General features: G+C 41.3%; 14 protein-coding genes. 4 read left to right on the top strand and 10 right to left on the bottom strand.

Annotation, left to right across the window (positions count from 1 at the left end; genetic code table 11):
- Nucleotides 1–131 precede the first annotated feature (131 nt).
- Nucleotides 132–584 (bottom strand): SufE family protein, encoded by a 453-nt coding sequence (locus AC4II3_RS24400; RefSeq protein WP_488014522.1) that lies wholly within the window; start codon nt 582–584, stop codon nt 132–134.
- A gap of 115 nt (nt 585–699) precedes the next feature.
- Between AC4II3_RS24400 and rsmB the strand changes: the two genes are divergently transcribed.
- Nucleotides 700–2,133 (top strand): 16S rRNA (cytosine(967)-C(5))-methyltransferase RsmB, encoded by a 1,434-nt coding sequence (gene rsmB, locus AC4II3_RS24395; protein ID WP_488014520.1) that lies wholly within the window; start codon nt 700–702, stop codon nt 2,131–2,133.
- Nucleotides 2,134–2,246: 113 nt separating this feature from the next.
- On the opposite strand, the gene AC4II3_RS24390 is transcribed toward rsmB, so the two are convergent.
- Nucleotides 2,247–3,173: an Rpn family recombination-promoting nuclease/putative transposase gene (locus AC4II3_RS24390; RefSeq protein WP_488014518.1), complete on the bottom strand. Its 927-nt coding sequence runs from the start codon at nt 3,171–3,173 to the stop codon at nt 2,247–2,249.
- Nucleotides 3,174–3,443: 270 nt separating this feature from the next.
- Between AC4II3_RS24390 and AC4II3_RS24385 the strand changes: the two genes are divergently transcribed.
- Nucleotides 3,444–3,806 (top strand): element excision factor XisI family protein, encoded by a 363-nt coding sequence (locus AC4II3_RS24385; RefSeq protein ID WP_488014516.1) that lies wholly within the window; start codon nt 3,444–3,446, stop codon nt 3,804–3,806.
- Between the two features lie 131 nt (nt 3,807–3,937).
- Here the strand turns inward: AC4II3_RS24385 and AC4II3_RS24380 are convergent, their stop codons facing one another.
- Nucleotides 3,938–4,840 (bottom strand): Rpn family recombination-promoting nuclease/putative transposase, encoded by a 903-nt coding sequence (locus AC4II3_RS24380; protein ID WP_488014514.1) that lies wholly within the window; start codon nt 4,838–4,840, stop codon nt 3,938–3,940.
- A gap of 124 nt (nt 4,841–4,964) precedes the next feature.
- On the bottom strand, nt 4,965–5,516 hold the full coding sequence (locus tag AC4II3_RS24375; RefSeq protein WP_488014512.1) for a Uma2 family endonuclease: 552 nt from the start codon (nt 5,514–5,516) through the stop codon (nt 4,965–4,967).
- A gap of 313 nt (nt 5,517–5,829) precedes the next feature.
- Between AC4II3_RS24375 and AC4II3_RS24370 the strand changes: the two genes are divergently transcribed.
- Entirely contained in the window at nt 5,830–6,063 is a 234-nt protein-coding gene (locus AC4II3_RS24370) for a hypothetical protein (RefSeq protein ID WP_488014508.1), read from the top strand.
- A gap of 432 nt (nt 6,064–6,495) precedes the next feature.
- On the opposite strand, the gene AC4II3_RS24365 is transcribed toward AC4II3_RS24370, so the two are convergent.
- The gene (locus AC4II3_RS24365) at nt 6,496–9,663 is read right to left on the bottom strand and encodes an SAV_2336 N-terminal domain-related protein (protein ID WP_488014506.1); all 3,168 of its coding nucleotides are present in this window, start codon (nt 9,661–9,663) and stop codon (nt 6,496–6,498) included.
- Between the two features lie 27 nt (nt 9,664–9,690).
- Between AC4II3_RS24365 and AC4II3_RS24360 the strand changes: the two genes are divergently transcribed.
- Nucleotides 9,691–9,834: a hypothetical protein gene (locus AC4II3_RS24360; protein WP_488029556.1), complete on the top strand. Its 144-nt coding sequence runs from the start codon at nt 9,691–9,693 to the stop codon at nt 9,832–9,834.
- A 12-nt stretch (nt 9,835–9,846) separates the two neighbouring features.
- Here the strand turns inward: AC4II3_RS24360 and AC4II3_RS24355 are convergent, their stop codons facing one another.
- The 5 genes from AC4II3_RS24355 to AC4II3_RS24335 all read right to left on the bottom strand — a co-directional run.
- Nucleotides 9,847–10,824: an AAA family ATPase gene (locus AC4II3_RS24355; RefSeq protein WP_488016135.1), complete on the bottom strand. Its 978-nt coding sequence runs from the start codon at nt 10,822–10,824 to the stop codon at nt 9,847–9,849.
- The gene (locus tag AC4II3_RS24350) at nt 10,821–12,326 is read right to left on the bottom strand and encodes a VMAP-C domain-containing protein (protein WP_488016137.1); all 1,506 of its coding nucleotides are present in this window, start codon (nt 12,324–12,326) and stop codon (nt 10,821–10,823) included. Before AC4II3_RS24350 ends, AC4II3_RS24355 begins: the two co-directional genes overlap by 4 nt.
- 46 nt (nt 12,327–12,372) lie before the next feature.
- The gene (locus tag AC4II3_RS24345) at nt 12,373–13,989 is read right to left on the bottom strand and encodes an effector-associated domain EAD1-containing protein (RefSeq protein ID WP_488016139.1); all 1,617 of its coding nucleotides are present in this window, start codon (nt 13,987–13,989) and stop codon (nt 12,373–12,375) included.
- A gap of 153 nt (nt 13,990–14,142) precedes the next feature.
- On the bottom strand, nt 14,143–15,234 hold the full coding sequence (locus AC4II3_RS24340; RefSeq protein ID WP_488016141.1) for an effector-associated domain EAD1-containing protein: 1,092 nt from the start codon (nt 15,232–15,234) through the stop codon (nt 14,143–14,145).
- 88 nt (nt 15,235–15,322) lie between these two features.
- Nucleotides 15,323–15,578, bottom strand: a 256-nt coding sequence (locus tag AC4II3_RS24335; protein WP_488016143.1) for a hypothetical protein, incomplete at its 5' end; no start/stop codon positions are given.

Here is a 15,578-nt window from a genome sequence, read left to right as displayed (position 1 = left end):
CGGATCGAGACAGAGCAATGAAGGATTAAGAAATAGTAGATGCACCCTGACTCATTCCTCAGCTACCCGCTGGGGATTTTTTTTTGTTTAATTTTGTCTCAACTAATCTATTAGTTATATGTGGGATAGTCTCAAGTCACTTCTCTCGAAGACATTCCCAACTGATATCCCAGAGCCTTTTTCTTCATGGTCTGGAAAATGTTATAAAATCCATTAGCGCGAGAAGGGGTTAAACTAGCATTCAATCCGATGTCTTGAATAAAGTCAGGAGATAGGTTGACAATCTCTGTTGGCGTCAGTCCATTCAAGCCTTCAATTAACAACGCCACTAATCCTTTAACCAATTGGGCATCTGAGTCTCCCTGATACAAGACTTTGCCATCATCCAAGTTAGCAGTGATATAAACCTGGGACACGCAGCCAGGAACTTTGTTTTCTGGAACTTTATCGGTTTCTGGCATTGCCTGAAGCTTCTTGGCGTACCACAGCAACTGCTGATACCGTTGCTTGGGGTCTTTGCGCCGCTGAAAACGTTCTACAATCCGAGCAAGAGCTTCTGGTAAAGGGGTTGAGGTGGCTGACATACCCAATGTTTAAAAAGGATTAACCATATTATTTATAGCAGTTCTCAATACCTAATTGATAACTGTTATAACTGCATATTAGCTGATCAGTAAGACCCAGAGGAGCACAGAGTTTGTGAGCCAAGATAAATCGTCAACCTTTGATAAACAAAATCCTCGCCAGTTAGCATTCCTAGCCCTCCGGGATATTCATCGGCGGGGTGCTTTTGCTGATATTGCCCTGAATCGAGTGCTACACACTGCTCAGTTAACTGGTGCTGATCGGGGCTTAGTGACAGAATTAGTTTATGGTAGTGTCCGACGACAGCGCACTCTGGATGCTCTACTTGACCAGTTGGGCAAAAAGAAAGCTAATCAGCAACCTCCAGATTTGCGCACTATACTTCACCTTGGACTATATCAGCTGCGCTATCAAGCCCGAATTCCTGCTTCAGCAGCGGTCAATACCACCGTTGACCTAGCGAAGAACAATGGCTTCAAAGGACTGGCAGGGGTGGTTAATGGTTTACTACGAAACTATGCCCGTTTAGCTGCCAATTCCCCTGACCCTTTGCAGTTGCCAGAAGGGGATATCGAGGGTTTGGGCATTTTACACAGTTTTCCCGATTGGATGATCGAGCTGTGGTTAGAACAGCTGGGAGCAGAGGAAACAGAACAGCTGTGTCAATGGTTTAACCAATCTCCTACCATTGACTTACGGGTAAATCCCCTCAAGGTGTCCATCGAGGACGTGGAGGCAGGGATGCAATCTGCTGAACTGGCTATTCAGCGGGTACCTCCCTTGGTATCTCACCAGGACGAGGGGAATGGTGAGATTATCCCTATGTTCAGCAACCCAGCTCAGCTCCCCCAAGCACTGCGGATTGTGGGTGGTGTTGGTGGGATTCAAGAGCTACCAGGATTTAAGGAAGGTTGGTGGACCGTTCAAGATTGTAGTGCCCAGCTGGTCAGTTATCTGCTGGACCCTCAACCTGGTGATGTGGTGATTGATGCCTGTGCTGCACCGGGGGGCAAGACAACTCATATTGCGGAATTAATGGCAGATCAGGGCAAGATTTGGGCATGCGATCGCTCAGCTTCCCGCCTCAAAAAAGTCCAACAGAATGCCCAACGGTTACAATTACAATCGATTCAGATCAGTACTGGTGATAGTCGGGATTTACCTGAATTTACTAAGATGGCTAATGCTGTGTTATTAGATGCTCCCTGTTCCGGTAATGGTACCCTTCACCGACGTCCTGATATTCGTTGGCGCATGACTCCAGAAAAAGTCCAGGAACTTAGTATTTTGCAAAAAGAATTGTTAGAGCATACCGCAACTTGGGTCAAGGCCGGAGGTGTGTTAGTCTATGCTACCTGTACCTTAAATCCTCAAGAAAATGAGGCGGTAATACAATGGTTTCTGGAAGGTCATTCCCAGTGGCAAATTGAACCCCCTACTCTTTCGTTTCTTAAAGCGTTTTCAACACCGGAAGGTTGGCTGAAAGTTGTGCCCTATCGAGACCAGATGGATGGTTTTTTTATGGTGCGGTTGAAGCGGATGATATAAGAAAGGGAATAGGGAATAGGGAGTAGGGAGTAGGGAGTAGGGAGTAGGGAGTAGGGAGTAGGGAGTAGGGAACAAAAATTATCACAATTGATTGAGTTACCCTATAGCTACCTTTACTTAGAGTGCTCTTCCAGCCAGTTTAGTAAGTCCTCACTGGTGTTAAAATCCCAGATGGCTTTTGATAAACGGTCTAGGTCTTGGTTGGTCAAGGCTTCGATTAATGCGATCGCATTCCTGGTTAGTTGTCCAAAACGGCTCTCAAGCAGTCTCAATAGTAAATTTCTTTTCCCTTCTAGCCTTATTTCTTCTCGTCCTTCTTCTCGTCCTTCCCTTTTCGCAAAATTCAATGCACCTCGCCAGTCCCACAAGGCCATTTCCTGTTTCCAGATCTTTTCCAATTCTGACTCACTCAACCCCGCTTGATTCGCTATTGTTAAAGCTTGTTCTAGCTGTGGGATTTCCCTGAATTTGTCAGGAATAATTTCTAAGTTAGGCGCTTCTTTGATAAAAAAGATCCACTTATCTATCACACTTTCCAATTCTTCCAATTGCTTAGTAAATTTGGGTAGTTCCACAAACACCAGCTTTAACTCGTTCTCCTGATAAGGCAAGTGCTCTTCTTCCTCTTGAAAGTAAAAACAGCTAATGACTTTCTCGGTTGAGGGGAATAACTTAAAATCCGTGATGGTTAAAGCAATGACCGGATTGAGATCGAAATATCCCTGTCCCGATTTAAGTTGATTTCCATAGGTTTTGCACAAGTTATACACCACTCGCTTCTCGAAAGCCTCCACATTCCAGAGTTGCATCTCAATGATGACAGTCGTTTGATCTTCTAATACTGCCTTAACATCCAGATACGTGTCTTTTAAATCTACTACATCCCCCGCACTATAGGGGTCAATAATTTCTAAATCCTGGATGACGGAATTACCAGAGTATATCATGGCATTGAGGAAGGAAATCAGAATATCTTTACTCTGATCTGAGCCAAAGATTTTCTTGAAAGCAAAGTCAGTTTTCGGGCTGATGAATCTCATGGTTTTACAGGTTTATATAGGGAGCAGGGAACAGGGAATAGGGAGTAGGGAGTAGGGAGTAGGGAGTAGGGAACAAAGCTTGTAAGAACAGGGAACAGAGCTTGTAGGGTGGGCAAAAACAGTTTGGTTTTGTTGAGTATTAATGATTATACTATTTTGCCCACCCTACTTTATAATCTTTACTATAATAGCAATATCCATATAATCCACGTTCTACATGCCTGCCAAGGATTTTTACCACGATGATGAAAACCAGGAGGAAATTAAGGTATGGAAACCTTCACTGGAGTAACCAATTGTGCTACAGCTCTTATTCAGATCCTGAAAAACTATTGTAATATCCTGAATCGTCACAAAAATAATTCTATCAATAATACCGTGATCAGTAAAATCATTGTTAGCGATGACAAAACTCGCTATCTAGTTATTAGGGAAGGTTGGAACGATACACAACGAATTCATTCACTCATCTTTGATGCTGAAATACGTAACAATAAAATTTGGCTACACCATGATGGTCTAGATCACGGCATTACAGAAGAGCTACTGGCGGCAGGAATACCCAAAGAAAAAATTGTTTTAGCCTTTCATCCTCCCCATATCCGACAACACACTGGCTATGGGATTTCCTAACTTTTAATTATTAGCTATCAGCCGTCAGCTATCAGTTATCAGCTATTCAGTTATCAGCTTATGGGTTAGGTCACAGGCTAGAAGCCTGTGCCACGGACTTTTCTCCAGACTTTCAATTTTTTATTACTATCTTAGGACAACTGATTAATTTCATCGATAGTCAACCCCGTATATTGAGCAATATCATTCAGGGGTAACCCAGCGGCCTTCATTTGTTTAGCAATCTGCTGTTTTTCTTCAAGTCTACCTTGTTCTCGTCCTTCTAGTCTGCCTTCTTCTCGTCCTTCTAGTCTGCCTTCAAGTCTACCTTCTTCTCGTCCTTCCCTTTTCGCGAAACTCCATGCACGTCGCGCGTCCTCCAAGGCCATCTCCTGTTTGCGGAGTTTTTCCACTTCTGAGACACTCAACCCCGCTTGATTCGCTATTGTTAAAGCTTGTTCTAGCTGTGGGATTTCCCTGAATTTGTCAGGAATAATTTCTAAGTTAGGCGCTTCTTTGATAAAAAAGATCCACTTATCTATCACACTTTCCAATTCTTCCAATTGCTTAGTAAATTTGGGTAGTTCCACAAACACCAGCTTTAACTCGTTCTCCTGATAAGGCAAGTGCTCTTCTTCCTCTTGAAAGTAAAAACAGCTAATGACTTTCTCGGTTGAGGGGAATAACTTAAAATCCGTGATGGTTAAAGCAATGACCGGATTGAGATCGAAATATCCCTGTCCCGATTTAAGTTGATTTCCATAGGTTTTGCACAAGTTATACACCACTCGCTTCTCGAAAGCCTCCACATTCCAGAGTTGCATCTCAATGATGACAGTCGTTTGATCTTCTAATACTGCCTTAACATCCAGATACGTGTCTTTTAAATCTACTACATCCCCCGCACTATAGGGGTCAATAATTTCTAAATCCTGGATGACGGAATTACCAGAGTATATCATGGCATTGAGGAAGGAAATCAGAATATCTTTACTCTGATCTGAGCCAAAGATTTTCTTGAAAGCAAAGTCAGTTTTCGGGCTGATGAATCTCATGGTTTTACACCTTTACGAAGTTTATACCGTTTCCTATAGCTATGAGATAGATATGATTTTTTCACTCTTGCCTATTGCCTATTGCCTCTTCCCTATTCCCTATTCCCTGTTCCCTTGTCTATACTCAATCAAATTCCGGTGCCCACACCTCAACAATAGGTAATTCCCAACCAGGAAGCAATTCTGGTACTTGCAGCACATCCCCATCCCCCAGCACAACTTTATCCTGATTGAGGCGATAAACTTCCATGGTGCGAGTTCTCGGATCTACTAACACCCCAACTGTAGTTCCCAATTCCAGAAATTGCTGTATTTTCTGGCGCAATTTTGGTAGGCTATCGCTCTTAGATTTCACTTCAAATGTCAAATCAGGGACTAATTCGGCGTAATCTTCCGTAGTGCGAGGTAGACGTTCAGCTAAGATAAAAGACGCATCCGGAGCGCGAACATCCCCATCTTTATTCGGTAAGCGAAAACCACCACTAGAACCAGAAACTCTTCCTAATTTGCGCGGTCTTACCCAGTTACGAAGTTGAGCAGCAATTTCTATTGCTACTTCATCGGATTCTAACCCTGAAGGACTCATAAAAATAATTTCTCCCCCTATTAATTCTATCTGATAATCAGGATGCTGTGCTTGCAGCGTTTCTAAATCTTTGACCGTTAAATTAGGCATTATTAAAATCCTCTATCTACAGTTTTAGCTTAGGGAACAGGGAACAGGGAGCAGGGGGCAGGGAGCAGGGAGCAGGGAGCAGGGAGCAGGGAGCAGGGAGTAGAAGCAATTGCTTTTGTAATTGGGTAATTTTTTTAACATTATTTACAATGAATACCATCCCCACAATAACAAAAGTACTCTCTTATTTATGCCCTATTTACTATTATAGCAACTATTTATTTACTAATAAAAAAAAAATCCTAAACCCCTTGACATTTGATTAATTTATTTATATATTAATAATATACGCCATTTAAGGATACTGTTGATCATGACTAAAAACATTCCGCCTAACTCCGATGAAAATCAAAACCCTGAAAACCCTGGTCGTAAACCTAAGAAAGTCAAGTACGTTTTGATCGGTTCTCCTGAACAAGTTCGGAATACGATTAATGCCATCTATGCCCTTAAATACGCCTATCCCGACGAATGGAGCACTCCAGAACCTACTGAAAAGCCTGGTGAGGTTATGACGTTTTTGATTCGATATTTTTATGTAGACTAGAATAGGGTTTTGCCAGCGATGCAGCGCGGTCTTGGGGTTTTCCCCCATGAGCGACTGCATCAAGACAGGGTTTTGACGCCCTGGCGACTAGGAATTGTGGAGGTTATTTTGAAGCTATCAGTTATTAGTTATCAGCTTATGGGTTAGGTCACGTCAATTCTTGTCCACTGTTCCCTGTTCCCTGTTCCCTGTTCCCGACTTCTGCAAGAAGTCTCATGTATTAGTTGATCAACAGTATCTAGATTTGAGCTCCGCTGTACTTGTGGTGGCTTACACAATAGAATTCGGTCAAGCATTGGGGTTAACCACAACTTGACCGATTTTTTTTATTGGTATTGCACTACCCATTAAACTTAGGACATTTCTAAATTCCGAAACCTAGTCTTAGCTTACTTTTGACTTCTGACTTCTAACTTTTGACTTGCCCAAGGGCTAGATCCTCCCAACACCCCGAGCCACACGAAAACCGAGATCGAAGTTGAAGAGATCGCGCGCGATATAGAAGTTGCGGGAGGCAGAACGGAAATTCCTAGGATCGCTGCCCCAGGACCCGCCCCGGATCAAATAGTAATCATTACTATGATAATTAAGAGTCCAGACAGTCCCATCTGTAGGGGCTCCAAAGTAATTATCATGGTAAGGATCCCCACACCACTCGTAAACATTGCCATGCATATCGTATAAGCCAAAGCCGTTGGGGGGAAAACGTCCTACTGGGGTGGTTTCTCCTCGATATTTCCCTTTTGCTTCCTCTGCATAAATATAGGAAGCGTCATAATTAGCTAATTTACTGGTTATGGTCTCTCCATAATGGAATGGCGTGGTAGTTCCTGCTCTACAGGCGTATTCCCATTCCCCTTCACTGGGTAATCTGTATTCGGTTCCTGTATATTCAGAAAGGCGATCGCAAAATTCTACTGCATCAAACCAGCTTACTTGCTCTACTGGTCGATTTTTTCCTTTAAATCTGGAAGGGTCTAGATCTAAGTCCCGCTTAACTTTTGGGAGCTTGGCCACAGCTTGCCATTGCGCCTGGGTTACCTGATATTTCCCCAGGAAGAAGGGTTGGATGTTTACTTGGTGTTGAGGTCTTTCGCTGTCATCACTGTCCCTCTCACTTTTCGGGGAACCCATTAAGAAGCTTCCTGCTGGGATATACACCATCTCTAGGTCTACTCCATTCCCCAGATCTTGAGTGAAGTAATTTGCTTGCTTATTTTCTTTCTTGATTATATCTCCTGTACGGTTAACTGTTACTACTTTAAAGGAAAACTGCTTTAACTCTGAGGGATTAGCTGAGGAAAAATTGTTTAATGCGAGGGGTGGTCGAACCAAATTAGCATACCTTAATTCCTGTAAAACGTTAGCATTTTTTGGGGAATTATGTTGAGGATTACTATTGACTTCTTCTGTGAAATCTTCATTAGTTGATAAATCATTAGGGTTATTAACATTTTCTTTTATCCATTGCTTGAGTTGCTCAGCCTCTGACTTGGGAATATCCCCAGTTTGTAATAAACTAACGACAAATTTTATAATATTTTTTTCATCATTGGGTTGAGGTATATCATCCAAATTTGCTAGAATTTCAAATAAAGTATCAGGGAGTTCATATTCCCACCAATCATCCAATAATTCCTCGGGACAAGAAGCTCGATAAGCCTGTTGCATTTGTTTGATAAAGTGTTTTTCTAAAGGAAGCAATATATTGATTAAACTAGTTGTAATTTTAAAGTTTTCCTTGATTGCCTTTAACTCATGATTATCTGGATTTTCTTTAAGGGCTTTATCAATTAATCTTGCTAACCTATTGCTAGTATTAAAATATTGTACTAATTTGTAAACAATTTCAGTCAAATATTCCCCAGGAGCCACCTCTTCCAGATTTATATTAAATTGATGTTGTAGCATCATTGCTAATTTAATTTGACTAGGGAAAGCACTACGCAGTGCTTCGTTTATCTTTTTGAGGAGATAACCAGGAGGATTAGCTGGGATAGAGATTTCTGAGATTATGATTTGTTCAGCCAAACGAGCATACTCCCCTCCTAATCGCTGTAAAACTTGAGCTTTTAGCTGCGCAAAGGGACGAATTTTTTCTTCCAATAAATCATTACTTGCAGTTGCCGGTATAACTAAACGTGCTTCAAAGTCCTGTACTGACAACCCTAATTGATTAGCGACAAACTCAGATACTTTATCAATAACTGAAACAGTTTTACTAATGGGTACAGAATCTACTAATAACTCCCTTACCCCTGGCTTAAAGTCGTACTCAATATAATCGGGATTTGAATCTTGGTCTACAGGGGTTATAGACTGGAGCAGTCCACTCATAAACACCTCCGCTACATGAATTTGGGCGGATTTTGGTAGCAGGTTTTCCTGAATTAGTTGCACTACAGGTAAACTAACCGGAGCAGCTGCCATTAATCCAGCTAACCGACGCGCCATAACAGAAGCCGTAGCAAGAAATCGACTAACCAATGCTGATGCTTCCGGTTGGGCTTGACTGGGTTTAGCATCTACCCCTCTTCCCTGTGCGTGGGGGTCTTGGGATACATCAAATTTAAACCCCACTGTAGTAACATTTCCCTGACCTGCTATTACCTGTGACCAGGCCAGTAGTGGGTAGGGTTCTAAGGTAACCACGGGAACATTGACAGAGGAAGATTTATGGTCAATGTCCTCTTCATCCCAAGCTTTAACAATAAACTCAGAATTGACAACTCCAGGACTAAGAGAATGCAGTTGCACTGGTATTTCTGAAGCTAAAGCCGTGCGTTCCCAAAGCCGTTCAGGAAGTAGCTGAAGGATAGTAAGTAAACCATTGCGTCCCCACAACTTTAGCACTGGATGAATGAATTGTCTGCGCCAAGCCACAGAAATACAATCACTCACCAATAAAATTAAACGTTGTTTCTTCGGGTCAATTAATACCTGGGGAGGATAGGGAGTGGAATCATACCGACCCGTGCTAGTTTGAGAAAATAAGTTTACCTTGGTGTCAGTAATCGTTAATTCCCACGTGCGTACATCCCGAAAGGCTCCATGATGCTTGACTAAATGTTGCAGTTCAGTAATTGTCTGTTTCCAAACCGCAGTTGAACTAGTTTTTTCAACCACCAACGCTAACTCTAACCATCGATCAGAAGCAGGTTTCAGAACTGGAAGCCAAATGTTTGATTCAGCAATTTGGTAAACAGTAGCTTCTACATCCAATATCGTTTCTGTAGCAGATGGGACTTTCCCCATTAACGGACGAAATGCCCGTCCCAACGCCAGACTATTTCTCAATGCTAGGGCTGCTGGCACTTTAATCGGAATTGCTTCTCCACTTTCTTTGATCTTTTTAGGTTGGGAAGAGGGTTGATAAAGATCAGCACCACGTTTTTTCTCCGGTGATGATTTGTGCGTATCTGCTTGGATATCTGAATTTTTATTTGGCGCTTTCTGTGATTGGTCTTGGGATAGAGTTGATGGTTCTGACTCCTGTATTGACTCGTCTAGATGAACAGCCAACCAGAAAATTTCTGCTATTTCCCGAGCAGTTAAATCAAATCCTGCTTGTTGTAGAATAGCGATCGCTTCTTCAACCATATCCCTTATATAGCAATTATTCTAATCATGACCTACAAATCTCTGGGTTTTAGGGAGCAGGGAGCAGCGATGCAGCGCGGTCTTGGGGGTTTCCCCCATGAGCGACTGCATCAAGACGGGAGCAGGCAGCAGGCAAGAGACAAGAGTCAAAAAATCCTGTTTACCTCATAGCTATTATAAACACTATATACTACTGAGGGACCGTAGCAATTGGTCAATTAACTTTGCTTTTTTCTGGCCTTTATCTTCGTCTTGAAAGTCAACCATGGGAGCATCCTCTGTATTAACTGTCTTAGTTAATATATAAATGGCATTGAGCAATTGGTCTGTAGCCAAGTCTCCTTTCTTCCGTCGGTCGATAAACGTTTCAATAATCGGTTCAGCTTCTTCAATACTATCCCCTAAATGAGCTTTGACAATCTTTTCTAATTCCTTGGAAGTTGGTTCCGGTAAATCTAATCGTAAACAGCGTCGTAAAAAAGCCGGGGGAAATGCCTTCTCTCCGTTACTAGTAAGGATTACAAAGGGAAAGGCGTGACAGGTTACCTTTCCTTTGTGAATAGTTTTACTTTGATTATCCCAGGTTTTGACAAGAATACCTGAGTCTGAGTCTGGAAACGGGTCACTGATTCGTGTTAATTCTGGAATTTCAAATTCGCCTTCTTCAAAAATAGTCAATAAATCATTGGGTAAATCAATATCGCTTTTATCCATTTCATCAATTAATAATACCCTGGGGTAAGTTGAGGGGAGTAACGCCGTTCCCAAGGGACCCAATTGAATATACTTACCAATTTCTGCTAAATTATCCTTGTCGCTTCCTTGAGCATCTTGTAATCTACCAATAGCATCATAACTATAAAGTCCTTGCTGTAAATGGGAGCGAGTGGTAATATTCCAACGTAACACTTCTCCTAATTGTAACTCTTGAGCAACTGCATAGGCTAAAGATGTTTTTCCTGTCCCTGGTTTTCCCGTTACTAATAACGGACGACGCAGATACAAAGCGGCATTGACTAACTCTATTTCCTCTGGCCTGGTCTGATAGGTTGTACCCCGTCCTTTTTTGTCAAATTTCCGCCAGCTAGGAGGCTCAGGAAGGCGTTCAATGCCATTGTGGGGTTGTTCGGGAGTTCCGCGAAAGATTTTCCAAGATGTCATAGGGTTGTATAGTCAATCTGGGGTGGTAGTAGATAGGGATCTTCCCACAAAAGAGCAAGATGGTGTCCGATATGTTCTTGTCCATCCTCTTCGTTAGGAGCCTTTAAACGTTGTTCTTGTACCTTTTTGGGAAGTTCATTTATTTTACAATTGAGTATTTTATCGAGTTCCTCTTGACAATTTATATTTTTTCTTACCCATAAAGCAACTGGTATTGCTCTCTTGTCAATGACTTGTAATATAGATTCACATGGGGGGGTCTTTAATTTTAATGCTATCGGTTTTTTGTTTATTTCTTGGATTTTTAGAAAATCATGTAATTTATCCTCATTAAAATCAAATTGACTAACATCAACAAATCCTTGATTACATTGAGGTTTACAACTATTTTTAATTTTTTCCCATTTTTTGATGCAATCTGTTCGGTAAGGATGGTTATGATGATTTGTTATTAATTTTTTATAACGTGCCACAGATCGAATAACTACCTTATACTCCTTATAAAGAGGATGTGTATAATTAAAATCATTTGTAATTTTAATTTCTCTTTCAATTGCATAGTTAAATAGTTGATAAGGCAATAAAAATACAAGTATTGGGTAATCGCAATATTTTTTACAAGATTCCTTATAATATTGATTTGACTGATTTAAAAAAGATTCTATTAACTTTGGCAAGTCTTCAAGGCAAAACACATCTTGTTCAGATTCTCCATCATCTTGTGAAGTCTCTAAAAATTTACAATTTTGAGGATTTTCTAAATAATTATAATTACTGATGTCAGGAATGAACCAAGCTGAGACTAAATAATTAGGTTGACGTTGTTGCTGATATTGTTTACTAGAATCTACCTTGACAAGCAGATAAGGTTGTGCATCTAAATTTTGTTGCTGATAATTTTGAGAGTGACTGCTAGTCTGAGGTAATAAATCAGAAGGGTTCTTGGCATTTTTTTCTAACCATTGCTTGAGTTTCTCAGCAGTTGGCTCGGGAATATCTCCAGTTTCTAATAAACGAGGGACAAATTTTACAATAGGTTTTTCATTATCAGTTCCTTGAGCTTTCTCCTCCAAATCCAAATTTTTTAGAATTTCATAGAAACTCTCAGGGAGTTCATCTTCCCAATCATACCATAATCCATCGGGACAGCAAGCTTGATAAGCCTGTTGCATTTGGTTGATCAAGTTTTTTTCTAAAGGAAGCAAGATATCGATTAAACTAGTCGTAATTTTAAATTGTTCATTGATTGCATTTAATTCAGTATTATCAGGATTTTCTTTAAGTGCTCCATCAATTAATATTCCTAACCTATTGCTAGTTTTAAAAAATTGTACTACTTTGTAAACAACTTCAGTTAGATTTTCACCACGAGCTATCTCTTCCAAATTTTTATCGAATTGGAATTCTAACATCATTGCTAATTTAGTGTTACTAGGGAAAGCACTAAACAGTGCTTTGTTTATCTTTTTGAGGAGATAACCAGGGGTATGTCCACCATTCATTTACAGTTACTTCAATAGTTTAAGGGATAGATGTGTCAAAAACTGATTACAATTCAATACAATAATAATCCAAAGCACTTTTTCCCGGACCCTGACTCCACCGTGAATCAGGTTTCCAAGCACCATTTTCTTCTTCCCGACGGCGAGTGCGGACAGTGAGCTGATTATCGTTAATTTTCAGTAGATTATATTGCCAAGGATAAGCGGATCGTAGTTCAAAGGTCGGTGCGCCAAAGGTGCCAGCACAAATTTGGTCGAGTTTGCGTCCACCTGGGCTGAGGTCGTAACGGAAAAGGCTGGTTTCGGCTTTATGGATATGTCCGTGGAGGAAGAAGCGGAATCCAGCAACGGCCAATTGTTCAATGAAGCCTTTGTCAATAATGCGATCGCTTCCGTCACTATTGAGGGGATGGTGCCAAACCGCTATTTTCAAGGGGCAGTTGCGGTAGTCTGGGTTACGGCGAATCTGGGTCAGAGCATTGGTCAGAGCACCTGAGTGGATGCTAGCACGAGCTCTGAAGTGATGATCCAGTTCCCAAGCGGAGTTTAGTCCTAGGATCAGCAAGTTTTGCTCTGGCAGATAGTCGATAATGGCTTGCTGGTCATACTCCAGGGGATATGCTTCAGTTTTGATAGCTTGATAGAATTGGCTGAAGTGGGCAAAGCGTTGTTGGTATTTGGCTTTGTCTCGGACTCGAATTACATTTGGACTTTCTTCGATGTAGTGACCCTCTGTCAGTGTACCTTGGTATTTTTTGCGATCGCGTAAATCGTAAGCGTCCTCTGCTAGTTTCCAGTTGAGGTCATGGTTACCAGGAACTAGAACTATTTGTTTCGGGTCTAGGGAGAAGTCTTGGCGGAGGTTGTGGAGAAACTGTTGTGCAGCCTGGTATTCTTCGGCAGTGGAATAATTAGCGATATCACCGGAGAGGATCAGAGCATCAAGGTTAGGGATTTGAAGTTCGTAGCTGAGGTCTTGGGCGAGTTGGTTTGACCATAGGGTAGCTTGCTCAGGGGTGGTGATATGGAGGTCCGAGAGGTGGAGGATATGGGTGGTTTTACAGGATTTTTTCCCAGTCCTCGCCGTCCCAGGGCTCAAATCATGCTTGGCATTTTTTTCTAACCATTGCTTTAGTTGATCACCAATTGGGTTGGGAATATCTTCAGTTTCTAATAAACGAGCGCCAAATTGTATAATAGGTATTTCCTGATCATTGTAGTATTGAGGTATTTTATCTAAATTTTTTAAAATTTCAGCTAAACTGTCAGGGAGTTCATCTTCCCAATCATCCCATAAGTTATTAGGACAACAAGCTTTATAAGCCTGTTGCATTTGCTTCATAAAGTTGTTTTCTAAAGGAAGCAATATATTGACTAAACTAGTTGTAATTTCAAATTTTTCCTTGATTGCCTTTAACTCAGCATTCTTGGGATTTTCTTTAAGGGCTTTCTTAATTAATTTTTCTAAACTATTCCTAGTATTAAAATATTGTACTAGGTTGTAAACAATTTCCGTCAAATTGCCACCACTAGCCACCTGTGCCAGATTTTGACTGAATTGATGTTGTAGCATCATTGCTAATTTAATTTCACTAGGGAAAGCACTACACAGTGCTGACTCTATCTGCGCGAGGAGATAACCAGGGGGATTTCCAGCATTCATTGATGGTTACTTCAATACCTGTGAAAAATAGAACTTAATAGTCGTCTGACTCTAATTAAGTATCTACACTCTGATTATACCGAGTTCCGTAAATTTTCCTTTATTTGCTGGTATTTGGCAACCTAGTGGTGGCTTACAGGTTGAGACAACCATTTACCACATTGCTTCACCCTTAAGTAAATTTGTCAATAACCCTTGCTTCTCTAAACGCGCACAAATAGCACTGAAAGGACTGCCAGCATTATAACTAGGATTCCAGCTTGGGTCACCACTATGATGCAGGGCTACTAAATTCCAGTTAATATCAAAACATGGAGAACCAGAGGAACCGGGTTCGGTATTGGTTTTATACTTAACCGTTGTACCATTCTCGTTAATAGTAATAATAGCTTCCGTGTCACAGGCCAATTTCAATGGTTCCCCCTTGGGATGTTGGACGATAAACAGTGGAGTATCGGGCACAAACTGATAATATGGCTCTTGTGGTAACTTAATCCACTGGCGCTGTGGAGACTTGGGATCAGGATTTTTCCCAATCGGTTCTTCCCCAGGAAGTCCATCTACTCTCAGCAAGGCATAATCCAATTCGTCAGGGGTTGGTAATTGATTGTTGGTATAAGGACTTTGATCAATTAACCAGTCATCCTCTACTAAGCGATACTCCATACCAGGATTGATAACTTTACCATCCCCTAACCGTTTGTAGTCAAAACGCAGGATAACATTGCTAGACGTTGCTTGTTTTGAAATTACCGATTTCACCACATGGTAATTAGTAATAACCACATTGGGCGCAATCAGAAAACCTGTCCCAAATTCCCGAGTATTATCGTTCTTCGTAACTTCGACACGACAGACTTGCCCTTCAATTTGACCTAACTTCTCCCGCCACCGATTTACGTCTAAAAAAGAATTGGTTTTCCTAATCAGTCTTTCTAATCTACCTTTTGCTGATAGGGGTTGTGGCATAGGAATAGCCAGATTGAACTCCTGGGCAAAGGCGAATAACGCTGGGTTACCTGGACTCGATTCACGGGCACCTGCAATTAATTTATCAACCCATCCTTCTGCTTCTGCGGCTTCAATTAACCTAAACACTATTGCTTTTAAATCATCACCCATTGCTATGGCATTCAGGTTTTTATTAAACCTGAATCTTACTACTTCAGCCAATCTTTGCTGATTGGGAAATGCAGCAATTAAAGCATCTCTTAATTGTTGATATTGCTGTCCGGTTAGTGTCATATAGCGTTTTCATTGGAGTTGTGAACAGAATCCCTTAGGAAAAGGCAAGAGGCAATAGGCAAGAGGCAATAGGCAAGTGCGATCGCTTTTAGCGGAAGCTGAGGCCTTTGGCCACGCTTCGCGTTCGCGTAGCGTCGGCTTTGCCGAAACGCTTCATCGCGTAGCGTGGCCGTAGGCCAATCGCTCTTTTAGGGTGCGAAGCATGAAATGTAACGCACGATCTATAAGCTGTTGTGCATTTAAACTGTATATTAATCAGATCAAATAAAAAAGATCTATCCCAGTCATATTTTGCCTTTTGCCTTTTGCCTTTTGCCTTTTGCCTTTTGCCTTTTGCCTTTTGC

This window comes from Moorena sp., from assembly GCF_982860115.1.
Note: the sequence above shows the minus strand (reverse complement) of the source record. Positions and strands in the feature narration are given on the sequence as shown.